Source organism: Micromonospora purpureochromogenes, assembly GCF_900091515.1.
GTDB classification, from domain to species: domain Bacteria; phylum Actinomycetota; class Actinomycetes; order Mycobacteriales; family Micromonosporaceae; genus Micromonospora; species Micromonospora purpureochromogenes.
On record NZ_LT607410.1, the window covers coordinates 6,548,050 to 6,568,791 of the forward strand.

The 20,742-nt window shown below is 72.3% G+C and carries 24 protein-coding genes; 14 read left to right on the top strand and 10 right to left on the bottom strand.

Translation table 11 applies throughout. The features are described 5' to 3' along the window. Nucleotides 1-711: 711 nt before the first annotated feature. From pgsB to GA0074696_RS31055, 5 genes are all read left to right on the top strand, one after another. Entirely contained in the window at nucleotides 712-2,139 is a 1,428-nt protein-coding gene (gene pgsB, locus GA0074696_RS29950; RefSeq protein WP_088964179.1) for a poly-gamma-glutamate synthase PgsB, read from the top strand. Beyond that, complete coding sequence (locus GA0074696_RS29955) at nucleotides 2,139-2,603, top strand: poly-gamma-glutamate biosynthesis protein PgsC/CapC (RefSeq protein WP_088964180.1); 465 nt, start codon at nucleotides 2,139-2,141, stop codon at nucleotides 2,601-2,603. Before pgsB ends, GA0074696_RS29955 begins: the two co-directional genes overlap by 1 nt. Next, nucleotides 2,603-3,655 (top strand): NlpC/P60 family protein, encoded by a 1,053-nt coding sequence (locus GA0074696_RS29960; protein WP_088964181.1) that lies wholly within the window; start codon nucleotides 2,603-2,605, stop codon nucleotides 3,653-3,655. Before GA0074696_RS29955 ends, GA0074696_RS29960 begins: the two co-directional genes overlap by 1 nt. 9 nt (nucleotides 3,656-3,664) lie before the next feature. Then, the gene (locus GA0074696_RS29965; protein WP_231925199.1) at nucleotides 3,665-4,828 is read left to right on the top strand and encodes a CapA family protein; all 1,164 of its coding nucleotides are present in this window, start codon (nucleotides 3,665-3,667) and stop codon (nucleotides 4,826-4,828) included. Nucleotides 4,829-5,110: 282 nt separating this feature from the next. Next, nucleotides 5,111-5,308, top strand: a complete 198-nt coding sequence (locus GA0074696_RS31055) for a hypothetical protein (RefSeq protein WP_157746149.1) — start codon at nucleotides 5,111-5,113, stop codon at nucleotides 5,306-5,308. A gap of 116 nt (nucleotides 5,309-5,424) precedes the next feature. Here the strand turns inward: GA0074696_RS31055 and GA0074696_RS29970 are convergent, their stop codons facing one another. Both GA0074696_RS29970 and GA0074696_RS31060 read right to left on the bottom strand, forming a co-directional pair. Further along, nucleotides 5,425-6,471, bottom strand: a complete 1,047-nt coding sequence (locus tag GA0074696_RS29970) for a fatty acid desaturase family protein (RefSeq protein ID WP_088964182.1) — start codon at nucleotides 6,469-6,471, stop codon at nucleotides 5,425-5,427. Between the two features lie 32 nt (nucleotides 6,472-6,503). Then, nucleotides 6,504-6,668 carry a hypothetical protein gene (locus GA0074696_RS31060; RefSeq protein WP_157746150.1) on the bottom strand — a complete coding sequence of 55 codons (165 nt, stop codon included), beginning with the start codon at nucleotides 6,666-6,668 and terminating at the stop codon, nucleotides 6,504-6,506. A gap of 429 nt (nucleotides 6,669-7,097) precedes the next feature. On the opposite strand from GA0074696_RS31060, the gene GA0074696_RS29975 reads away from it, so the two are divergent. Beyond that, a complete protein-coding gene (locus GA0074696_RS29975; protein ID WP_231925510.1) occupies nucleotides 7,098-7,817 on the top strand; it encodes a SigB/SigF/SigG family RNA polymerase sigma factor in 720 nt (239 codons plus the stop codon). Nucleotides 7,818-8,100: 283 nt separating this feature from the next. Here the strand turns inward: GA0074696_RS29975 and GA0074696_RS31295 are convergent, their stop codons facing one another. Both GA0074696_RS31295 and GA0074696_RS29980 read right to left on the bottom strand, forming a co-directional pair. Further along, nucleotides 8,101-8,274: a hypothetical protein gene (locus GA0074696_RS31295; RefSeq protein ID WP_172894511.1), complete on the bottom strand. Its 174-nt coding sequence runs from the start codon at nucleotides 8,272-8,274 to the stop codon at nucleotides 8,101-8,103. Nucleotides 8,275-8,723: 449 nt separating this feature from the next. Next, a complete protein-coding gene (locus GA0074696_RS29980) occupies nucleotides 8,724-9,047 on the bottom strand; it encodes a nuclear transport factor 2 family protein (protein ID WP_088964184.1) in 324 nt (107 codons plus the stop codon). A gap of 284 nt (nucleotides 9,048-9,331) precedes the next feature. Here GA0074696_RS29980 and GA0074696_RS29985 point away from each other — a divergent pair, with 284 nt between their 5' ends. Next, the gene (locus tag GA0074696_RS29985) at nucleotides 9,332-10,429 is read left to right on the top strand and encodes an FUSC family protein (protein ID WP_088964185.1); all 1,098 of its coding nucleotides are present in this window, start codon (nucleotides 9,332-9,334) and stop codon (nucleotides 10,427-10,429) included. A 108-nt stretch (nucleotides 10,430-10,537) separates the two neighbouring features. On the opposite strand, the gene GA0074696_RS29990 is transcribed toward GA0074696_RS29985, so the two are convergent. Together GA0074696_RS29990 and GA0074696_RS29995 are read right to left on the bottom strand one after the other, a co-directional pair. After that, a complete protein-coding gene (locus tag GA0074696_RS29990; RefSeq protein ID WP_088964186.1) occupies nucleotides 10,538-10,756 on the bottom strand; it encodes a hypothetical protein in 219 nt (72 codons plus the stop codon). A 148-nt stretch (nucleotides 10,757-10,904) separates the two neighbouring features. Beyond that, nucleotides 10,905-11,573 (bottom strand): DUF1707 SHOCT-like domain-containing protein, encoded by a 669-nt coding sequence (locus GA0074696_RS29995; RefSeq protein ID WP_231925200.1) that lies wholly within the window; start codon nucleotides 11,571-11,573, stop codon nucleotides 10,905-10,907. Between the two features lie 172 nt (nucleotides 11,574-11,745). Between GA0074696_RS29995 and GA0074696_RS30000 the strand changes: the two genes are divergently transcribed. The 3 genes from GA0074696_RS30000 (at nucleotide 11,746) to GA0074696_RS30010 (ending at nucleotide 14,340) form a co-directional block, all read left to right on the top strand. Beyond that, a complete protein-coding gene (locus GA0074696_RS30000; RefSeq protein ID WP_088964187.1) occupies nucleotides 11,746-12,174 on the top strand; it encodes an ATP-binding protein in 429 nt (142 codons plus the stop codon). 71 nt (nucleotides 12,175-12,245) lie between these two features. Then, on the top strand, nucleotides 12,246-13,439 hold the full coding sequence (locus GA0074696_RS30005; protein ID WP_088964188.1) for a PP2C family protein-serine/threonine phosphatase: 1,194 nt from the start codon (nucleotides 12,246-12,248) through the stop codon (nucleotides 13,437-13,439). 145 nt (nucleotides 13,440-13,584) lie between these two features. Beyond that, entirely contained in the window at nucleotides 13,585-14,340 is a 756-nt protein-coding gene (locus GA0074696_RS30010; RefSeq protein WP_197700796.1) for a GAF and ANTAR domain-containing protein, read from the top strand. On the opposite strand, the gene GA0074696_RS30015 is transcribed toward GA0074696_RS30010, so the two are convergent. Further along, on the bottom strand, nucleotides 14,294-14,659 hold the full coding sequence (locus tag GA0074696_RS30015) for an STAS domain-containing protein (protein WP_088964190.1): 366 nt from the start codon (nucleotides 14,657-14,659) through the stop codon (nucleotides 14,294-14,296). The genes GA0074696_RS30010 and GA0074696_RS30015 overlap by 47 nt on opposite strands. A gap of 127 nt (nucleotides 14,660-14,786) precedes the next feature. Then, nucleotides 14,787-15,656: a DUF3152 domain-containing protein gene (locus GA0074696_RS30020; protein ID WP_231925201.1), complete on the bottom strand. Its 870-nt coding sequence runs from the start codon at nucleotides 15,654-15,656 to the stop codon at nucleotides 14,787-14,789. Nucleotides 15,657-15,809: 153 nt separating this feature from the next. On the opposite strand from GA0074696_RS30020, the gene GA0074696_RS30025 reads away from it, so the two are divergent. From GA0074696_RS30025 to GA0074696_RS30040, 4 genes are all read left to right on the top strand, one after another. Beyond that, on the top strand, nucleotides 15,810-17,051 hold the full coding sequence (locus GA0074696_RS30025) for a DUF2786 domain-containing protein (protein ID WP_088964191.1): 1,242 nt from the start codon (nucleotides 15,810-15,812) through the stop codon (nucleotides 17,049-17,051). 118 nt (nucleotides 17,052-17,169) lie between these two features. After that, nucleotides 17,170-17,529: a YciI family protein gene (locus GA0074696_RS30030; RefSeq protein ID WP_218896811.1), complete on the top strand. Its 360-nt coding sequence runs from the start codon at nucleotides 17,170-17,172 to the stop codon at nucleotides 17,527-17,529. After that, nucleotides 17,526-18,770: an RNA polymerase sigma factor gene (locus GA0074696_RS30035; protein WP_088964193.1), complete on the top strand. Its 1,245-nt coding sequence runs from the start codon at nucleotides 17,526-17,528 to the stop codon at nucleotides 18,768-18,770. The genes GA0074696_RS30030 and GA0074696_RS30035 overlap by 4 nt, the downstream gene beginning before the upstream one ends. A 29-nt stretch (nucleotides 18,771-18,799) precedes the next feature. Further along, on the top strand, nucleotides 18,800-19,435 hold the full coding sequence (locus tag GA0074696_RS30040) for a dihydrofolate reductase family protein (RefSeq protein WP_088964194.1): 636 nt from the start codon (nucleotides 18,800-18,802) through the stop codon (nucleotides 19,433-19,435). 205 nt (nucleotides 19,436-19,640) lie between these two features. On the opposite strand, the gene GA0074696_RS30045 is transcribed toward GA0074696_RS30040, so the two are convergent. Both GA0074696_RS30045 and GA0074696_RS30050 read right to left on the bottom strand, forming a co-directional pair. Then, the gene (locus GA0074696_RS30045; protein ID WP_088964195.1) at nucleotides 19,641-20,144 is read right to left on the bottom strand and encodes a hypothetical protein; all 504 of its coding nucleotides are present in this window, start codon (nucleotides 20,142-20,144) and stop codon (nucleotides 19,641-19,643) included. A gap of 283 nt (nucleotides 20,145-20,427) precedes the next feature. Then, nucleotides 20,428-20,601: a CsbD family protein gene (locus GA0074696_RS30050; RefSeq protein ID WP_088964196.1), complete on the bottom strand. Its 174-nt coding sequence runs from the start codon at nucleotides 20,599-20,601 to the stop codon at nucleotides 20,428-20,430. Between the last annotated feature and the right edge of the window lie 141 nt (nucleotides 20,602-20,742).

A 20,742-nucleotide genomic window follows, 5' to 3' on the forward strand; every position in this document is an offset into this window, starting at 1 on the left:
ATTCTCTTTAATGCCGCCGGGGCGGCGGGAGTGGCATCGGTGGCCGGAGCCGGCGAGGCCGGCCACATTCGGGGCAGTGGATCACCTCGCCAACATCGGGCGGACTCGCACGTAGGCGAGCAGGCTTGGGCGATCGGCAGCGACCCGCGTCCGTGATGGTGTGCAGGAGCGCTGGCCCTACTGCCGTCAACCGGCCGTCCGGTTCACTTTTGGCGGCCGCACTGGTGGATCTTTAGGGAGGGTGCGCTGGTACCGGCCCGTCGCTCGGTCAGGATCGACCTCGTACCTTGGTGTCGGAACAACTGCCGTAAATCACCCCCACAGGGTGGTTCCGGGCCGCAAATCTACGCAAGTCGCGCTTCGGGTGATGTCGCCTCGGCGCCAGCCGGAAGTCTGGCCGCTGGTGCCATGTGACAAGGTGCTTCACGTTGGCGCTGTATGTCATGTCGCGCCGGCAGGGCTGCGTCCAACGGTCGGGACAGGCGTACCGGTCCTACCGGCCTGGCCCGCCGTCGCTCTGGCGGCAGCGCTCTGTCTCGCCTGCTTGCGAGGCGGTCGGTCAGGTCATTGGTTTACGGGGGTCGGGCGTGTCCACGCAGGTGAGGTTGGCGGAATCGCGCCCTGTCGGTTTCGCGGACGGTCCGGAACTCGGATGTGGCGGGTGAGCCGGGTCGTCGTCCGGCGGCAGCGTGCACTCGTTGAGCCAGCCCGATGACGGCGGTGCAAACGCCGCTGTGGCTGCTCGGGATCTGTATCGCCGCCCTGCTCATCTACCTGGTGGTGGAGCGGGCACGCCACCGCCGGCAATTGTCGCAACTTCCCACCCGGATCGTCGTGAACGGCATCCGGGGTAAGTCTTCCGTGACTCGGCTGATCGCCGGCGCGTTGCGCGCCAATACCCGGCGGACCGTGTTCGCCAAGACCACCGGCACCGCGGCCCGACTGATCTATCCGAACGGTCGTGAGGTACCGATCCGCCGCGGCCTGGGCGGGGTCAACGTCATCGAGCAGATCGGGGTGGTCCGGCGGGCCGTGCACGCGGATGCCGACACGCTGGTCATCGAGTGCATGGCCGTGCTGCCCGAGCTGCAGCAGGTCAACCAGGAACTGCTCATCGAGAGCGACATCGTGGTGATCACGAACGTGCGGGAGGACCATCTGGAGGAGATGGGGCCGACGCTCGACGACGTCGCCCGATCGCTGAGCCGGTCGATGCCGCACTTCGGCACGGTGGTCACCGCGGAGCGGGAGCGGCTGCACATCCTGCAGGAAGAGGCCGACAGCCGCCAGTCCAAGCTGGTCGCCGTCGATCCCGACACCGTGACGGATGCGGAGATGCGCCGGTTCCGGTGGATCACCTTCAAGGAGAACGTGGCACTGGCCCTGGCGGTCGCGCAGCTGTGCGGCGTGGACCGCGCCACCGCGCTGAAGGGGATGTGGAAGGCGGCGCCGGACCCGGGTGTGCTGCGGGTGGACGCGTGTTCGCACAACGGGCGGCGGTTCGCGGCGGTGAACCTGTTCGCCGCGAACGACCCGGCCTCGACGCTGATGAACATTCGGCTGCTGCGGGAGCGCCGCCTCATCGGCCAGCGGGTCGCGGTCGTGATCAACTGCCGGCCGGACCGGATCGAGCGCAACGGTCAGATGGGCTCCATCATTGCCGACATCGACCCGGAGCGGGTCTTCCTCATCGGCTCGCCCACCCGAAGCGCGTCGCACCTGATCGACGAGAAGTGGCGGGACCGGGTGGTCGACCTCGACGGCGAGCACCGTACCGGGGTCGAGTTGCGCGACGCGATCGTGGCGGCGATGGGCGCGGGATCGACCGGCCTCGCCCTGCTCATGATCGGCAACATCCACGGCCGTGGTGAGGAACTGCTCGAGGCGCTGCACCAGGTCACGGTTGCGGCGACGGCGGCGGCGCCGTTCGACGAGCTGTCCCACACGTTGGAGCGCATCTACAAGCTGGACACCGCCTCGAAGCGGGGCGCGGACAGCAAGGCCCCGGTCGACATGGACGCGACGGTGGTGCTGTCGCGGGCAGACCTGATGGCCACCGCCGTGCTCAACAGTGCTCACATCGCCGTCCTGCACGCCGACCGCCGGCGCGCCGCCCGCACCGCAGCGAAGGAACTCTGATGCCTACGTTCGACCTGTCCTCTGAACTCAGCGCCGTGATCATCGCCTCGGGGCTGCTGTTCGGGCTTGTCGGCTACCTGGTCACCAACGTCGCGCCGGCCGGGCTGATGGTGCCGGGCTGCCTGGTGCTGACCGCGCTGCAGGACGCCCGCAGCCTGCTCACCGTCGTGGCGGTCACCGCCGTCACGGTCGCCCTCATGAAGCTGCTGCAGCGGATCACCATCCTGTACGGCAAGCGACTGTTCGCCGTGGCGGTGCTGGTCTCGTCCTTCATGTCGGTCACCTCGTTCGTGCTGCTGCACCTGCGCTACCCGTTCCTGTTCGGCGGGGACACGCTGTCGTTCATCATCCCGGGGCTGATGACCTACCAGTTGGTGCGGCCGCGGGCACTGCAGACCCTCGCCGCCACCGGCGTGGTCAGCGCCGGCACCGGCGGTGTCGCCCTACTGATGATTTCGCTCTGATGCGCCGCCCGCAGATCATCCTCGCCGGGGTCACCGCCGTGATCCTCGCCGTGGTCGGCCTTGTCGTCGTTCGGCTCACTCACGACGAGCCGACGACATCCGGCGCCAACCCCAGCGGAACGGCCCGGGCCACCACCGTGGCGCGCAACGACGTCGAGCGGTTGACGCAGCGTTACGAGTTGGTCGACCTGACCCGTCCGGACCGTACCGAGGTACACCGCCGCGCCGACGGGGCGGTCGTCGCCACCCTGACCGTCGGTGCCCGCACGGTCGTCCTCGCCGGTCCGCAGCGCCGGTTCACCGAGCCGTCGAGCACGTCCGCGGTGATCGACTCGACGTCCTGGGTGCGGCTGGCGCCCCGACCCTGGCAGCCCCGGAGACACCTCGACGAGGAGGTTGCCGGCTGGCTGCTCGACCAGCTCGAGGACCGTGACCCGCCGATCGACATCCTGGCCGCCTCGACCCAGTACCTGACCGACGCCCCGGACGGCTACAACGAGGACCGCGTGCGCTACATCGGCGATGCCGGGTTCGGCTACGTGCACAGCGCCGACGAGCGTGACGGCGCCGACTTCTACGACTACCTGGAAATCCCGTGGAAGTTCACCGACAGCGGCCGGGTCAAGCCATCCAAGCGGTGGGACCGTGACCTGGACTGCTCCGGCTACATCAGGCTGATCTACGGCTACCGGTTCGGGATCCCGCTGCTCAACGAACCCGTGACCACCACCGTCGACGCGCTGCCCCGCACCGCGTCGAGCATGGCCGCCTACGCCCGATCGGTGCTCGTCGCCGCCGGCCGCAACGCCAGCGAGCCGCCGGCCAGGCTGTCCGCCGTGCAGCCCGGCGACCTCGTGTTCTTCGCGCTGCACGACGATCCCACCCTCATCACCCACTCCGGCATCTACCTGGGCAAGGACCAGAACGGCGGCATGCGGTTCGTGTCGTCCCGCGGCACCATCGACGGCCCCACCTTCGGCGACGTACGGGGAGACGGGGTCATCGACTCCGGCTACTTCGGCCAGCGGCTGCGCCGGGTCATCCGCCTCTAAGGAACGCTCATGCGTGCATTTCGCATCATCCTCATCGTCGCGCTCGTCCTCTCCCCCGTCGCCGTGTGGGCGCTACGCGGCGACATCATCCGTGAGCGCCTGTCGGCCCAGCCGCGCGCCGCCGGCCAGACCGCCGCACCCGCAGGCCCTCGGCAGATCACCATCGCCGGGTCCGGGGACATTCTCGTTCACCCACCCACCTGGCAGCAGGCCCGCTCCGACGCCGCCAAGGCCGGCCAGGACGGGTACGAATTCGACCCGATCTTCGACGACATCCGCCCCGTCGTCTCGGCCGCCGACCTCGCCATCTGCCACATGGAAGCCCCCATGGGCCCCGGCAGCCCGCAGGACTTCCCCCGCTTCCGCGCCCCCACCGACCTCGCCCCTGCCGTCAAGACCGCCGGCTACGACACCTGCTCCACCTCCAGCAACCACGCACTGGACCAGGGCGAAAAGGGCGTCTACGACAACCTCGACGCCCTTGACGCCGCCGGCCTGCGCCACACCGGCACCTTCCGCAGCGCCGCCGAACAAGTCCGGCCGACGATCTACCAGGTCAACGGCGTCAAGATCGGACACCTGTCCTACGCCATGCACTTCAACGGGCTCAAGCCCCCTACCGGCAAGGCATGGCTGGCCAACCGCATCGACGTGCCCGCCATCAAGAAGGCCGCCGCCGCCACCCGCAAGGCCGGCGCGCAGATCATCGTGCTCTCCGCCCACTGGGGCACCGAGCTCGTCCACGAGCCCAGCGGAGACCAGCTGTTCTGGGCCCGCAAACTCATCGCCGATCCGAACATCGACCTGATCATCGGCCACCACGCCCACGTCGTGCAGCCCTTCGAGAAGGTCGGCGACAAGTGGATCGCCTACGGCGTCGGCAACACCCTCGCCCGCCACGACTTCCCGGTCGACGCCAACCGGGAAGGCGTCATCGCCGCATTCACCTTCACCGAACAGCCCAACCACCGCTGGAAGATCACCCGAGCGCAAGCCACCCCCATCTGGCTGTCCCTCAAACCCACCATCCGCGTCGTCAACCTCCCCGCAATCGTCGAGCACATGCCCTCTGTCGACCGCCGCCGGGCCCTCTACACCGCAGCCATGGACCGCATCACCGGCTACCTCAACTCCCGCGGCGCCGAAGCAGCCGGGCTGCACATCGTCCGATGACGGAAGCCGGGTAGGCGACGACTGACTGCGGCCTCCGGCAGATGGCGGCTCCGACGGCAAGGACTCCGACAGCCGTCGCGGCCGGCGGGCGGCCCGCTGCGGCGGCGGTGCACGGCGGAGGGCAATGCCGGGTAAAGTGCGGTGTGTGTCGCCCGGGCGGTCGCCCGTGATCGAGACACCGCCACCGAGCGCCAGTGCGAGCGCCGGCCGGTTACCACGAATGTCGCGGCGAGAACTGCCCGCGAACCAGTGGCTCCTCAACTGCCGAAATGGGACTGTTGCATGACATCGAACGACAATGATCGCTCCGCGTTGTTCCTCGCTACGCCGAACAACGACGAGCGCGACGACTCGGGCGTGACCTTCGACGGCAGCGAGGAGGCGATGCGGCAGCTGCGCCATCCCTTCACGGTGGCCCCGACCCGCCCCTCGAAGCGGCCGACGGCCTCCAGGGGTGACGACCCGGAGCAGCGCGACTGACCCGAGGCCGTCAGGCACCGGCCGGCCGACCACGAGCAGGCCGAGGTCGAGGAGCGGCCGCCCAGGCCGCGCCACCACCGCCGACCAAGATTCACGAGGTACGCGGAAAGCAGGCCTCAGCGCAGTGCGCGGTCCGTCCGCGGCTCGCCGGATCCGATGCTGTCCAGGTGGCGCAGGGCCTCGGCCCAGGACCGGGCGAGGCTGGTCTCGTGGTAGTCGATGTCGTGCTCGGCGCAGAACCGACGGATCAATGGTCCGGCGTGGCGCAGATTGGGGCACGGCATGCTCGGGAACAGATGGTGTTCGATCTGATAATTGAGCCCACCGAGCAGGACGTCCACGAACCGCCCACCGCGCACGTTGCGCGAGGTGAGCACCTGTCTCCGCAGATAGTCGAGGTTGTCCTCGGCGTCGAGGATCGGCATGCCCTTGTGGTTGGGCGCGAACGAGCAGCCGAGGTAGAGGCCCAGCACCCCCTGGTTGACCGCGATGAACGCGACGGCCTGCGCGGGGCTCAACACCAGGAGAACGGCGGCGAGGTAGCCACCCAGGTGCAGGGCGAGCAGTCCGACTTCGGCGGGCCGACGCGCGATGCGGCGTGGGCCGAGGAGGGCCTTCACGCTGTTGGCGTGCAGGTGCAGGCCTTCCAGCAGGAGCAGCGGGAAGAACAGGTACGCCTGGAAGCGGACGACCAGCGCACCGAGGCCGCGCCGTCGCCGGGCCTGGCCGGTGGTGAAGGACAGGGGCGCCACGGTGACGTCGGGGTCCTTGCCCTCGGTGTTCGGGTGGGCGTGGTGCCGGTTGTGCTTGTCCACCCACCAGCCGTAGCTGAGCCCGGTCAGCAGGTTGCCGTGCACCATGCCGATCAGGTCGTTTCCGCGGCGCGTGCGGGCTATCTGCCGGTGCCCGGCGTCGTGGCCGATGAATCCGGCCTGCGCGAAGACCACCGCGAGGGCCGCGGCGACGCCCAGCTGCCACCACGATTCACCCAACCGGGCGAACAGGCCCCACAGTCCGACGAAGGAAGCGACGACGAGGCCGATCCGCACGGTGTAGTGCCCCCGCCGCCGCTCGAGTAGACCCGCGGCCCGGACCTGCCGGGACAGGTCGGCGTAGGCACTGCCCCGCTGGCGGTCGGCGTCAAGGCTGGTGTCACTCACGATCGCATGTCCACTCGGCGCAGTCCGCCAGTCGGTCAGCGGCGTCGGCCCGCTCCTCCGGTCACCCGCTCCATCAGCTGTCGAAGCTTCTGCTGGGTGCTGGGTTTGGCCGCCTGGGTGCGACCGAACCGCATCATGTCACGACCCTTCGGGCTGTTGAGCAGACCCTTGATCCGTTCAGTCATCGATCCCGACGTCACGATGCGCTCCCTCCTGACGGCCGGCTACCGGCTGACCCGGCGCCCTTTCACCTTCAGTGTCAGCCATCGCCGAGCCGTGTCGGGGCGGATTGGGTGATCCGCCAGCCGTCGCCGCATCACCGGCCGCCACGCTGGGACGCCTCATACTTTCGGCTAGCAATTGATCCGCCTTTCGGGTAACGTTCGCGGCATCAAGTGAACGACATGACGCGGCGGCGAGGCCCGTGATCGTGGCCTTGCGACAGCGCACCAGCCCGTACGTGCGCCCCGGCGACAGCCGGTTCGGAGACCTTCCGGTCGTTTCGATCAGCGGGCCCGTGCGGGAAGGCCACACTCATGGTCACCACCTTCGAACCGACGACGAGCACCCGCTTCGGCGAGCGCAGCAGCGCGCAGAGCGCCGACAGCGCGGATGCCCTCCTGGCGGCGATGGCCGCGACTCCGGCCGGCGACCCCCGTCGCCCGGCGCTGCGGGAACGCGCCATCGAGGCGTGGTTGCCGCTCGCCCGCCATCTGGCGCGCCGCTACTCGGGACGCGGCGTACACGACGAGGACCTGGCCCAGACCGCGGTGGTCGGGCTGATCAAGGCCGTCGACAACTTCGATCCCACCCGGGGCGTCGACTTCACCGGGTACGCCATCCCGACCGTCATCGGCGAGATCAAGCGGTACTTCCGCGACCGCACCTGGGCCGTGCGGGTGCCCCGCCGCCTGCAGGAGCTGCGTCTGTCGATCACCGATGCCAACAGCACGCTCACCCACACCCTGGGGCGTTCACCGACCGTGGCCGATATCGCGACGTACCTCGACCTGCCGGAGGAGACGGTCCTCGAAGGACTGGAAGGGGCCCGCGCCTACCGCGCCACCTCGCTGTCCACTCCGACCGGCGCCGACGGCGGCATGGAACTCGGCGACACCCTCGGGGCGGACGACCACGGCCTCGACATCGTCGAGCTCCGCGTCGCCCTCGGCCCGGCCCTCGCCACCCTGCCGGAACGCGAACGCCGGATCCTGACCATGCGCTTCCACGGCAATCTCACCCAGGGCCAGATCGCCGAGCAGATCGGCATCTCGCAGATGCACGTCTCCCGGCTCATCACCCGAGCGCTGGCTGCCCTGCGCGGCCATTTCGCCGACGAGCGCCCCTGAGCCGCCGGTCCATCAGGCCCGCGCAGCGCCACGTAGCGGTGGTGAAGATCGACGCCGGGGTACGGGCCTGATCCTCCGCACGACCTTGCCGCCCGTTCGCCGCACCTGCGATCGGGCGGCGACGTACGTCCGCAGCGGGGACGTGGGGGTGGCGGCAGTCATGCTGTGGTGCGGCCTGGTGCGGGCGGACGCTCCGGCACCGCACTCCCGGCCCCGGCCCCGGCCCCGGCGACCGGCGACCGGTGACCGGCGTCGACCTGGTCGCCCTCGATGGGCGCCATCCTCACCGGGACGGCGCGTCCACGAGGTCGGCCGGATCGAGATGCAGGGTGGCGAGCAGCCCCACGTGCTGCGCCGGGTCCACCAGTTCCGGCAGTTCGCGTTCGATCCAGTCGGCCCTCATCTGCTGGCCGCGTTCGCGAAGGACGGTGGCGATCCGGTCTCTGGCGATCCTCATTCGGGTGCTCCCTTGTGAAGCCGTCCGGAGCGGTCACGCGTACGGACGGCGGTGTGATTGCGCCGGTCGATCCCACCGCCGACTGTCGGGGCGGGGCGGCCCTGGACCGGGCGTGACCGGCGGATCGTGCGGTCGGGACGTGGTAGGCGATCAGCCAGCACGGCGAGGAGCTGTCCCGATGGGGGATGACGATTGGTCAAGGCCGCCATGAACTGGCGGCGACGGCACCTGACGGCCACCGGGGGCCCGGGCGACATGCCAACCGTACGCCTCACGGCCTGGATCGGCACAATCACCGGAGGCAGGGCCTCCTGTGAACCCCCTCGGTGGCCGAGGCGTGGGCCGGTGGTGTCGCCGAGCCTCCGCTGACTGACGGTCCGTCGGCCGTCGCGGCCTCCGGGGCGGGTCGGCCCGTGCGGTATCCGGGTGCGATCGGCCCGCCCTCCTGGTCAGGGCGCGATGCGCAGCCGGCGGATCTGCCGGTCGTCGTAGTCGGCAAACCGGAAGCGCAGGCCGGCGACGGGGCTGCCGGGAAAGTCCCCGCTGATGGTGGCCGTCACCACCGTCCCCTCCGAGGTGTCCTCGACGTCGGTGATCTCGTACGACACCAGGGGCTTGTCCCGGCGCCAGGCGCGGATCGCCTCGATCCCCCGGTGCTCCCTGCCCTCGTCCTCGACGACCGCGTCGTCGGCGAAGAGCGCGAAGTAGGCGTCCCGGTCCGGCTTGCCGGCCAGCGCGAAGTAGCGACGGATGATCTCAGGCGGGTCGGTCATCGGAGCCCTCCACTGGACGTGCGTCGGTCAGACGGCGACCCCATCTACGTCACGCAACGTCACGACCTACCCGAGGATCGTCGCACCGCTGAAGGTGCCCGCGGACGTGATCGCCACCGCACCGGCCGGCCAGCGCACTGCGCGCACCGCAGCCCAGGTGGAAGCGAGTACGCCCTCGCCTGCCGGGTAGGAAGGGACGTGAGCGCCCCTGCGGACTGTCGCCCCGGCTGCGGCGGAGCGCCCCCGGCCGGCCCGCCGGCGGACGGACCGTCCCGGAACGCCCGATGAACGCCGTCGTCGACAACGCGCGGCGCGCCGTGCGGGAGGCGTACGAACGGCTGCGCACCTACTTCATCGTCGCCCTCCAGGCGGGGCTGGCGGCGGGACTGTCCTGGTCCATCGCCAGCAACCTGCTGCACAACCCGCAACCGCTGTTCGCGCCCGCGGCGGCGGTGGGCACGATCGCCGCCGCGATCGGCAACCGGGTACGCCGGACCGCCGAGCTGCTCGCCGGGGTGATCCTCGGGGTGCTGGCCGGGGACCTGATCATCGAGGTGATCGGCGCGGGGCCGGTGCAGACCGGCTTCGTGGTGGCGCTCGCGATCTCGGTGGCGGTGCTGTTCCGCGGCAGCGGCGCGGTGATGGTGCAGGCCGGCAGCACCGCCGTGCTGTTGGGGACGGTGTCACCGGAGGGGCCGGACCTCGCCGTACCCCGGACCGCGAACGCCCTGGTCGGTGGATTGACCGCGGTCGCCGTGGCGCTGCTGATCCTGCCGATCAACCCGGTGCGGGTGGTGCACCGCGCGGCCGGCCCGACGCTGGACCTGTTCGCACACCAGTTGACGGTCACCGCCGACGCGCTACGGGAGGGGAACGCGGCGGGGGCACAGGAGGCACTGGACCGGCTCGTCGCGGCCGAGGCCGAGCGCCGACAGACCACCGAGATCGTCGCCGCCGCACAAGAGGTGGCCGTCCTGTCCCCCTGGTGGCGGCGACGGCGCGAGCTGCTGAGCCGGTACGAGCACGCCGCCGACCATTTGGAGCTGGCCTTCGTCAATGCCCGCGGCATGGTCCGGCGGAGCGTGTCCCTGCTCGACGCCGGTGAACCGGTCCCACCCGACCTGCCCCGCTCTGTCGAGCACTTCGGGCAGGCGCTGCGGCTGCTGCACCGGGACTTCCTCGCCGGCCGCGTCCCCGACATCGCCCGGGCCCGCGCCGTGCAGGCCGCGGGCGAGGCACGCCGGGCGTACGCGGAGGGCCTGGGCTTCTCGGGCACGATCGTCGTATCGCAGCTGGGCATCGTGGTGAGTGAGACACTTCAGGCGTCCGGCCTCGACATGGCGGAGGCGAACCGGCAGGCCGGCATCACGGCGGGCATCTGAACGCACCCGGTCCCGGGCCGCTACGGCCACCGGCAGGATCAAAGCCCGGCGGCGCGGATCACCGCGCCGGCGGGGGTCGGCGTCAGTTTCGCGCGAACGCGCCCGCGCTCAGCGGGGCAGCTCGCGCCACGCGGGATTACCCCCGCGCCAGGCCCCGGCGAGAATGCTCGCCGAGGTACGACTCGGACACTCCTGCACCTTCGACCGGCCGTAGGCGCCGCCGATCTGTGCCTGTACCTCCCAGCGCAGCCCGTCGCTGCGGATGTACACGTCGCGACGGCCGCGTGCCGTCGCGTCCCCGTTCCACCAATGCTCCTCGACGATCACCTCGCGACGGTATCTCAACCGGGGTCAGATCGGCACCGCCCGGTGGCCCACTACCGCAGCTCGATCGGCTGGCCGGGCGGCCGGAACTCGGCGAAACGGACCGCTTTCGGTCCCACCGTCGCAGTCGGGCGACCGGACCGGCCGGTCGTCAGTCGTCGGAGTCGGGCGACCAGTTCTCCAGCTTCCTGCGCTTCTTCTCCTGCTTGCGCATCCGCAGCTCCCGCTCGGAGGGCTTGCGCTTGATCGCCACCCCGCCCCAGAGGGCGAACCCGCCGACGGTGACCGTCGGGGCACCGGGCGCGCCCGGCCCGGTGGCCCGGTGGTCGAAGCCGCCCATCACCCCGATCCCGGTGACGTGCACGGTGGCCTGCTCGGGCACCCAGATCTCCAGGCCCCCCATCAGGGCGTAGGCATTGATCCGCACCGCCCCCACGGTGAAGATCGCGTCGCGCAGGTCGACCAGCCCGCCGCCCCAGAACGCCAGGCAGGTGAACTCGGGGCCGACGCTCCACGGGCCGGACCGTTCGAACTTGCCGGCCAGGGCGAAGCCGCTGCGCGACACCGGCGCCCCGGCGACGTACGCCGGTGGCGGGTGCGGGAACAGCGACGACCCCACGGCGGGGAGGTCGTGGGTCAGGGGTTCGAGTTCGGCGTAGGTGCGGGCGGCGTAGACGCGGCCCAGCCGGTCGTCCAACTCGCCCAGGTCGAGCCGGCCCTCGGCGGCCGCCTCCCGCAGCACGGCCGCGACCCGCTCCCGGTCGGCGTCGGAGGTACGGATCTGTCCCGGGTGCACCGGTTCCGGAATGAGCTCACTCACATAGAGGAGCGTAGAACAACCACGCACCCGGCCGGGCCCGCGCCACCCGCCCGACGGCGGTCCGCGGCCGGTCTCCGCAGGCACGGGACCGCAGCCTGCGGCGGGGCACTGTCCGGGTCACGACACCGGCGGAAATCGCTTAGGACGCGGCTACGGAGGGTAAACCGGGATCATGGCACAGCTGCGCACCTCACCCCCGTCGCCGCCGGCTACCGAGCTGCGGCGCTGGCAGCTGTCCAGTGCCGCCGACCTGCGCGGCCTGCGGGCGTCCCTGCACCAGGCGCTGACCGGCGAGGAACTGGCCGCCGGGGAGGATCTGGACGAGGTCCCCGAGCTGATGGTCCTGGTCGCCACGGAGCTGGCCACCAACGCCCTGCGGCACGGCATCCCGCCCACCACCGTGCGCCTGCTGGTCGCCGAGGGCCGGTTCATCCTGGAGGTCGCCGACCACGACCTGAGCACCATCCCGGAGCTGGTCGACACCCGTCCGATGGGGGCCGGTGGGCGGGGGCTCCAGATCGCCGAGGCCGTCTCGCTGGATGTCGGCTGGTACGCCACCGACCGCACCAAGAACATCTGGGCCGCCTTCCCCCGGAGCTGACCGGCCGCCGTTCCGAGCGGCGGCCGGCGGGGTACCCGTACCGACATGCGGACGGCAGGACGGAGGCGACGGTGAGCGAGCGGGAAGCGCTGCACGGACTGCTGCGCCACTCCCACCACGCGGGCCCGGAGGACCTGCCGGCGCTGGCCGGACGGATGGCCACCGAACTCGGCGCCACCTCGATGCGGATCCACCTGGTCGACCACGAGCAGCGGGAGCTGCTGCCGATGGACGGGGGCGCCGAGGGGGATTCGCTGGCCGTCGACGGCACCCTGGCCGGGCGGGCGTACGCGATGATGCGCCCGTACGCCGCCGACGGCGGGCCCGGGCCGGCGCGGCTGTGGGTGCCGCTGCTGGACGGGCTGGAACGGCTGGGCGTGGTCGAGGTGCTCTCCGCCGAGCCGATCCCCGCCGACCGGGTCTCCGAGTTCGAGGCGGCCTGCGCGCTCCTGGCGGAGCTGGTGGTCACCCGGTCCAGCTACAGCGACACCGTGGAGCTGGTGCGCCGGCGCGCGCCGATGCGGATGGCCGCCGAGATGCTCCGCGCCCAACTGCCGCCGCTGACCTTCTCCACGGGCAGCATGACCATCAGCGGCATCCTGGAGCCCAGCTACGACGTGGGCGGGGACGCCTTCGACTACGCGGTCAACGGCGACATCGCCCACCTGGCGCTCTTCGACGCGGTGGGGCACGGCTCGTACGGCGGGATGCGGGCGGTGATGCTGGCCAGCCTGGCGCTGGCCGCGTACCGCAACGCCCGGCGGTCCGGTCACGACCTGATCGCCACCTACCACCACATCGACGCGGTGGTCCGCGACCACGACCGGCGGGGCCTGATCACCGGCGTGCTGGCCGAACTCGACCAACGCAACGGCCGGCTGCGGGTGATCTCCGCCGGGCACCCGAGCGGCCTGGTGCTGCGCCGGGGACGGGTGGCGACCGTGCTGCCCACGCCGACCGCGCTGCCGGTCCCCCTCGGCGAGCACCGGCCCCCGGTGGTGGTCGAACAGGCCCTCGAGCCCGGCGACGACGTGCTCTTCCACACCGACGGGATCACCGAGGCACGCTCCGCCGACGGGGAGGCCTTCGGCGTCGACCGGCTGGTCGACTGCGCCGTCCGGGCGCTCGCCGACGACCTGCCGCTGCCGGAGACCGCCCGCCGCATGGTGCACGCGATCCTCGCCTACCAGGACGACCAGCTCGGCGACGACGCGACCGTGCTGCTGGTGCGCTGGCACGGCCCCGCCGGGCAGCCGTCGACCTGATCACCGACCGGATTGACGCGCGACGCGCCTGGGTATCGGCGGATTCGTCAAGGACCGCGTCGGGGTCGGTGGCGTGCCGGAACCCCGCATGCGGTGGGGAGGAGGCACCGTGCCGGCCAACGATCAACCACTTTTCCGACCTGCGGTGCCCCCTTCCGCCGGCCGGGACGGGGCGACCGGCGGTCACGCCCTCGCCGCCCGGCTCGCCATGCTGGCCCGGGAGTTCCAGGGCGAGCGGACGGTGGAGGACACCCTGCGGGCCATCGTGCACGCGGCCGTGGACACCGTGCCCGGCGCCTGGCACGCCGGGATCACCGAGATCGAGGGGCGACGCCGGGTGAGCACTCCCGCCGGCACCGGTGAGGTGGTGCTGCGGGTCGACCGGGCGCAGTACGAGACCCGCGAGGGCCCCTGCCTCACCTCGGCGTACACCGAGCGGACCGTCCGGCTGCCCGACGTGCACACCGAGGAGCGCTGGCCCAGGTTCATCGCGCGGGCGCGGGAGCTGGGCGTCGGCAGCATGCTGTCGTTCCAGCTCTACGTCGCACGGGACAATCTGGGCGCGCTCAACCTCTACGCCCGGGAGCCGCACGCCTTCACCGGCGAGTCGGAACGGGTCGGGCTGCTCTTCGCCTCGCACGCCGCCGTGGCGATCGCCGACGCGCGGCGGCTCGACCAGCTCAGCCGGGCGCTGGACGTACGGGACCTGATCGGCCAGGCCAAGGGCATCCTGATGGAACGGCACCGGCTCACCGGCGCCCAGGCCTTCGAGCTGCTGGTGATGGCGAGCCAACGGATCAACGTCAAGCTGGTCGACGTGGCCCGCGAGCTGGTGGAGACCGGCGAGCTGAGCGTCACCGGCCAGCCGGAGCGAGCCCGAGCAGGGCGAGCACCCCGGTGATCTCCAGGACCCGACGCACGACGGGCTGCGCGTTGGCCACCACCAGCCGACAGTCCCGGTCGGCGGCCCCGGCGTACGCGTCGAGCAGGGCGTGGACGCCGGAGGAGTCCAGGAAGGGGACCTCGGCGAGGTCCACCTCGACGGGGGTGCCGGTGAGGTCGGCCAGCACGGCGTCCAGCGCCGCGCGCAGCTCGTCGGAGGTGGCGAAGTCCACCTCGCCGGCGACGCTCACCCGCAGGAGGTGGCCGCCGATGTTGGTGAGAGTGATCCGGAGGTCGGCCACCGATGTCGACAGGAGTTGCCCAGGCTTGGTGTGCATTGCACTGCTCCCTACGCCCACCGGGCTCGTTCCCTCGTAGCAGAAGGCAGAGACCAGCGCTGCCAGCCTAGCCGCAGCCGGCGGGGAAGGCACGGGTCCGTCCCGTGGGCGGGACACCGACGCCGGGTCAGTCCCCGGTTGGCACCGGGTCGTCGTACTCGCCGGGACGGCCGGTGTGCAGGGTGCCGTCGACGTACGGCCAGGCGTTCGGCACGCAGTCGTGCAGCCCCAACGTCTGCTGCTGCATCACCGGGGCCGGCGCGCCACGGGCCGGGCACAGCTCGTGCCCCATGCCGAGCCGGTGGCCGACCTCGTGGTTGAGCACGTACGCCCGGTAGGTCGCCAGGTCACCGCCGAACCCGGGCACCCCGCGCGCCCAGCGGGCCACGTTGACCACCACCCGGTCGGAGTTGCGGCAAGAGGTGTAGCGGTCGGCGACGTCCCCGCACAGGTCGGCGCGGGTCGCCGGGGTGGTCAGCAGCACGGTGAAGTCGGCCGGGACGCCCGGGCCGACCCGTTGCAGCCGCCACCGCCCGCCACCCGTCCAACCCCGGCGGTCGGCGAGCACCACGGCCACCTCCCGGCCGAGGAGTTCCACGTCCACCTCGTCGATGCCGCCCTCGACCGCCACCCGGTACCGCAGCAGCTCGCCCCCGCGTCCGGCCACCGCACCCTGGGCGGTCGCCGTCCGCCAGGTGCCCGTACCCCGATCGGGGTAGTTCAGCACGGGGGCGGTGGGCGTCGCCGCCGGCCGGCCCGGGGGCGGGGCGTCGGCCGGCGCGGCGGCCACCGCCGCGCGGGCCGGCGCGGGCACCCGGCGGACGTCACCGATCAGCTCGCCGAGGTCCAGCTCGCCGCGCCGGGCCGCCCAGGCGCCCCCGCCCAGGCCGGCGACCACCACCAGCGCCAGCATCAGCGCAACCGCCCGGGCCCCGGCGCCGCGACGACCACGATGCCGGCCCCGGTCGACCGACCCGCTCACCGTGAGGCTGCCCACCCTCGACCCTCCGTCCGCTCGGGCAGTAGTACGCGGACGGGGCCCGTGCGGATGAGTGATCCGGCCGTCTAATCCGCACCCGGTACCGTTGCCGGGCAGACACTCCCGACGATCCGGACACCACCCGGGCGTCTTGCCCAGGAAGGACCACCCGTGCCGGACGTCCACGCCCTCATCGCCGACGCGGTCGCGGCGGTGCGCGGCACCGACGTACGCGACGCGGAGCGGAAGCTGGACCGGCTCGTGGTCGGCACCGGCGCCCCGGACGGCACGGCGGTGGTCGACGCCGCCCTGCTCGACCGCCTGGCTGGCGCCCTCGCCCGGCTCTGGCCGCGCGGCTGGCAGCCGGTCGACGTGACCCGGATGGTGACCCGCCGCCTCGGCGCACGACCCGGCCGGCTGGTGCGCGACGCGCTCGCCGCCCAGCGGCGGGGGCAGGCCGGCGACGTCCCGTCGTGGTGGGACGAGCAGCTCGACGGGCTGGCGGCCCGGGTGTGGTGGGACGACGACGCCGGCTGGCTGGCCCGGTGGGCCGCCCGCGAGGGCGAGGACCGGATCACCGCGCTGCGCGACGCGGTCGAGGTGCTGGCGATGCTGGACGGCCTGCCGCCGATCGCGATGCTGCGCCCGCCGCCGGGCGGGGGCGGGCCGACCGTGGCCCGGCGCGCCGCCCCGGGACGCAGCGGTTCCCCGATGCTCGACCGGGTACGGGCGCTGCTGGCCAAGGCCGAGTCGACCACCTTCCCGGCCGAGGCGGAGGCGCTGACCGGCAAGGCGCAGGAGTTGATCGCCCGGCACAGCCTGGACCGGGCGCTGGTCGATGCCACCGCCGAACGCCCCGACCTGCCCGGCGGGATGCGCCTGAGCACCGACGCCCCGTACGCCGGGGCGAAGGCCCTGCTGGTGCAGGAGGTGGCGGCGGCGAACCGGTGCGAGTCGGTCTGGAACGACGACCTGGGCTTCGCCACCGTGCTCGGCTTCGCCGGCGACCTGGAGGCGGTCGAGCTGCTCTACACGTCGCTGCTGGTGCAGGCCACCGCCGCGATGCTGCGCGGGCGCACCGAGCGCAAGCGGGGCAGCAGCCGGCGGACCAAGGCGTACGACGAGTCGTTCCTGCACGCGTTCGCGCTCCGCATCGGGGAACGGCTGCGGGCCGCGACCGAGCAGGCCGACCGGCAGGCGGCCGAGGTGACCGGCCCGGAACGGCTGCTCCCCGTGCTGGCCGCCCGCTCGGACGCGGTCCGCGAGCGGATGGAGACCCTCTTCCCCGGCGTCACCCGGGCCCGGCTGACCATCCGGGACGCCGACGGCTGGCACTCCGGCACCTCCGCCGCCGACCGGGCGTCACTGAGCGCCGGCACGCCACCGGCCCGGCCGCTGCCCGGCCGGAGCTGATCGCTCGGCAGAATTCTTTTCCGGCGACGGTGTCGGATCCACCGGGCGGGCTCCGACCTGTCATCGAGGGCCACGAACGGCGTGGCCACCACGACGTCAGGAGCACCACGTGAAGTACATGTTGCTGATCTGGAACCGGCCCGGCTTCGTCGAGGGCCTCTCGGAGCAGGAGCGCACCGCGCTCTTCGGCGAGGTCGACGAGATCATGAAGGAGCTGACCGAGTCCGGCGAGCTGGTCGGCGGCCAGGCGCTGGCCGACCCGTCGCAGACCCGGACGGTCCGGCTCCGTGGCGAGCACCCCGAGGTGACCGACGGGCCGTTCATGGAGAGCAAGGAGCAGTTCGCCGGCTACCTGATGGTCGACTGCGACAGCCCGGAGCGGGCCGCCGAGATCGCCGCGCGCTGGCCCGACGTCCGGATGGGCTTCGGCGTGCTGGAGGTGCGCCCGGTGATGGACGAGGCCGGGACCGAGATGTGACGCAGCGGGAGGTGGAGGACCTGCTGCCCGCCCTCGCGCCGCAGGTCCTCGGCATCCTGGTCCGCCGGCACGGCGCCTTCTCCGCCTGCGAGGACGCGGTGCAGGAGGCGCTGCTGGCCGCCGCCACGCAGTGGCCGGAGCGGGGTGTGCCGGACAATCCCCGCGCCTGGCTGCTCACCGTCGCCGGCCGCCGGCTGACCGACGAGTGGCGCAGCGAGCGGGCCCGCCGCGACCGCGAGGTCGCCGTCGCGCTCCGGGAGCCGGCGTACGCGGCGGTCGCCCCGCCCGCCGACGAGCCGCCGTCCACCGCGGACGACAGCCTCACCCTGTTCTTCCTCTGCTGCCATCCGGCGCTGCCCCGGTCGGCGCAGCTGGCGCTGACCCTGCGCGCGGTGGGTGGGCTGAGCACGGCGCAGATCGCGCAGGCGTTCCTGGTGCCGGAGCCGACCATGAGCCAGCGCATCCGCCGGGCCAAGCAGCGCGTCGAGGCGGCCGGGGCGCGGTTCGCCATGCCGTCGCCGGCCGAGCGGGACGAGCGGCTGCGGACGGTGCTGCACGTGCTGTACCTGATCTTCAACGAGGGCTACACCGCCTCCAGCGGTGCGGACCTGCACCGGGCCGAGCTGACCGGCGAGGCGATCCGGCTGACCCGCCAGCTGCACCGGGCGCTGCCCGACGACGGCGAGGTGGCCGGCCTGCTGGCGCTGATGCTGCTCACCGACGCGCACCGGGCGGCGCGGACCGGGCCGGGCGGGGAACTGGTCCCGCTCGCCGAACAGGACCGGAGCCGGTGGGACCGGGCCGCCATCGCCGAGGGGGTGGCCCTGGTGACCGAGGCGCTGACCTGGTCGCCACCGGGCCCGTACCAGCTCCAGGCGGCGATCGCGGCGGTACACGCCGAGGCGCCCTCCGCGGAGCGGACGGACTGGCCGCAGATCGTCGCGCTCTACCGGGTGCTGGCGGCCGTGTCGCCGAACCCGATGGTCACCCTCAACCGGGCCGCCGCGGTGGCCATGGTGGACGGTCCGCGCGCCGGGCTGGCCCTGCTCGCCCCGCTCGACGCCGACGAGCGGATCGCCGACCACCACCGGCTGGCGGCCGTCCGGGCCCACCTGCTGGAGCTGGCCGGGGAGCGGGAGGCGGCGCGGGCGGCGTACCTGCTGGCGGCCCGAAGGACCACCAGCCTGCCGGAGCGGCGCTACCTGGAGGTACGCGCGGCCCGGCTGGCGGGCGACCGATGAGTTCCGGCGACGACGGGAGTCCACCCCGCATGACTACGGTGAGCTGTCAGATCTCGATGTCGTTGGACGGGTACGTGGCGGGGCCGGACCAGAGCTTGCAGGACCCACTGGGTCGGGGCGGGCTGCGCCTGCACGAGTGGTTCTTCGGGCTGGACGCCTGGCGGGAGCGGCACGGGCTGGCCGGTGGGGAGCGCGGCGTCGACGCCGAGTTGGTCGACGAGATGACCCGGGACGTCGGGGCGTACGTGATGGGACGCCGGATGTTCGGCGGCGGCGACGGGCCGTGGGACCTCGACTGGACCGGCTGGTGGGGCGAGGACCCGCCGTTCCGTACGCCGGTCTTCGTGCTCACCCACCATCCGCGTGAGACGCTGGTGATGCGCGGCGGGACGGAGTTCCGGTTCGTCACCGACGGACTCGCCGCCGCGCTGCGGCAGGCCCGGGAGGCGGCCGGCGACCGGGTGGTCTCCGTGGCGGGCGGCGCGAGCACGGTCAACCAGTGCCTGGCGGCCGGGCTGCTGGACACCCTCCAGCTGCACGTGGTGCCGATCGTGCTCGGGGCCGGCGAACGACTCTTCGACGAGGTCGGCCACCCGCGGCTGGAGCAGGTGTCGGTGGTCGCCGGCCCGACCGTCACCCACGTGACCTACCGGATACGGACCTGAGCATCTGGTCGGCCGGTCGGGGCAGGGGTCGCTCGCTGTGGAGCTGATGTCGTGAACGAATCACGGGTGGGATGGACTGCCGCCGGCCGCCGGCCCCGACGGTGATTCATCTACGACATCAGCTCCACAGCGTCTGTGGCACGCCTGTGGCTCCCGCTCGGCGGGCCGACTCCACGGAACCAATCGCTCGCCGGGCCGCCGCCGGTCAGACGTGGCAGTCGCGGGTGAGCCGCTCGGGGATGCGGACGAAGCCGGTCGCCATCCAGGTCGCCGGGCTGGCCGCCGCGGCTCCCGCGTCGATCTGCTTCGCGGCATCGGTCACCAGGTCCCTGATCCGCGCGTCCTCGGCGTTGCCGGCCTGCTTGCGCAGGTCGTCGGCGAGCCCGGCGAGGGTGCCCTTGAGCTGGCCGTTGAGCTGCTCCGGAGTGAGTTCGCGGCGGGTGGCCGCCGCCGAGTCGTCGGTGATCCTCCGGCTGGCCTCGATGATCAGCTCATCGGCGCGCCGGCAGACGGCGGCGGTGTTGGCGGCGCTCGGGCCGGTCGGCGACGCGCTCGGGCTGGGCGTCGTAGCGGCGCTCGCGGTGGCGGTGGCGCTCGCGGCGGCCGGCGCGTCCTGCGGGGCGGCGGCGTCGTCCCCGGGCTGCTGACAGCCGGTGGCGAGGGCGGCGCAGGCCACCAGGGCGAGCGCGGCGGCGGAGCTTTTGAACATGGACTTCCCCGTTCGGGTGTCGGCCGTCCGGAGGGGACGGCGCGGGTCGACCCCCAGGCCGGATCTCATCGCCCGGCCGCCGGGTCGGAACGCGGCGGATGTCGTTCTGGCAACGACCAGGATCGCTGCGAGGTCACGTCGGCGTGCTGCGGCCGTCGCGCCGGCGGCACTCACGCTCCGCTGCCGCGAATCGGCTCCGCGGTGGTGACGGCGATCGTCGTCGGGCACAGCGCGCCGCACGCCGGGCCGACAAATCGTCGGCCCGGCGTGCGGAATGCGTACGTCAGCTCTTGAAAGCGTCCTTGATCTTCTCGCCGGCCTGCTTGAGGTTGGACTTCGCCTGGTCGTTGCGGCCCTCGGCCTCAAGGCGCTCGTCGTCGGTCGCCCGACCCAGGCCCTCCTTGATCTTGCCCGTGGTGTTCTCGCCGGCATTGTCGATCTTGTCGTCGATACCCATGCGAACCTCCAGTTTGCAGTTCCTCCGACGTCCCGGATGTACCCCGGGCCTTTTCGCCGGAAACACCCATCACCCATACGTGATCACCCACGGTGACCAGCAACGTGGTCGGGGCGACGGGGTGGGGACGGGGAGGAACGA

Coding starts and splice junctions, on each gene's coding strand:
- GA0074696_RS29965 (WP_231925199.1), top strand. CDS start 3,665: ATGCGTGCATTTCGCATCATCCTCATCGTCGCGCTCGTCCTCTCCCCC.
- GA0074696_RS30015 (WP_088964190.1), bottom strand. CDS start 14,659: ATGCACACCAAGCCTGGGCAACTCCTGTCGACATCGGTGGCCGACCTC.
- GA0074696_RS30000 (WP_088964187.1), top strand. CDS start 11,746: ATGGCACAGCTGCGCACCTCACCCCCGTCGCCGCCGGCTACCGAGCTG.
- GA0074696_RS30040 (WP_088964194.1), top strand. CDS start 18,800: ATGACTACGGTGAGCTGTCAGATCTCGATGTCGTTGGACGGGTACGTG.
- GA0074696_RS29985 (WP_088964185.1), top strand. CDS start 9,332: ATGAACGCCGTCGTCGACAACGCGCGGCGCGCCGTGCGGGAGGCGTAC.
- pgsB (WP_088964179.1), top strand. CDS start 712: ATGACGGCGGTGCAAACGCCGCTGTGGCTGCTCGGGATCTGTATCGCC.
- GA0074696_RS30045 (WP_088964195.1), bottom strand. CDS start 20,144: ATGTTCAAAAGCTCCGCCGCCGCGCTCGCCCTGGTGGCCTGCGCCGCC.
- GA0074696_RS29955 (WP_088964180.1), top strand. CDS start 2,139: ATGCCTACGTTCGACCTGTCCTCTGAACTCAGCGCCGTGATCATCGCC.
- GA0074696_RS29980 (WP_088964184.1), bottom strand. CDS start 9,047: ATGACCGACCCGCCTGAGATCATCCGTCGCTACTTCGCGCTGGCCGGC.
- GA0074696_RS30030 (WP_218896811.1), top strand. CDS start 17,170: ATGTTGCTGATCTGGAACCGGCCCGGCTTCGTCGAGGGCCTCTCGGAG.
- GA0074696_RS29960 (WP_088964181.1), top strand. CDS start 2,603: ATGCGCCGCCCGCAGATCATCCTCGCCGGGGTCACCGCCGTGATCCTC.
- GA0074696_RS30050 (WP_088964196.1), bottom strand. CDS start 20,601: ATGGGTATCGACGACAAGATCGACAATGCCGGCGAGAACACCACGGGC.
- GA0074696_RS31055 (WP_157746149.1), top strand. CDS start 5,111: ATGACATCGAACGACAATGATCGCTCCGCGTTGTTCCTCGCTACGCCG.
- GA0074696_RS29975 (WP_231925510.1), top strand. CDS start 7,098: ATGGCCGCGACTCCGGCCGGCGACCCCCGTCGCCCGGCGCTGCGGGAA.
- GA0074696_RS31295 (WP_172894511.1), bottom strand. CDS start 8,274: ATGAGGATCGCCAGAGACCGGATCGCCACCGTCCTTCGCGAACGCGGC.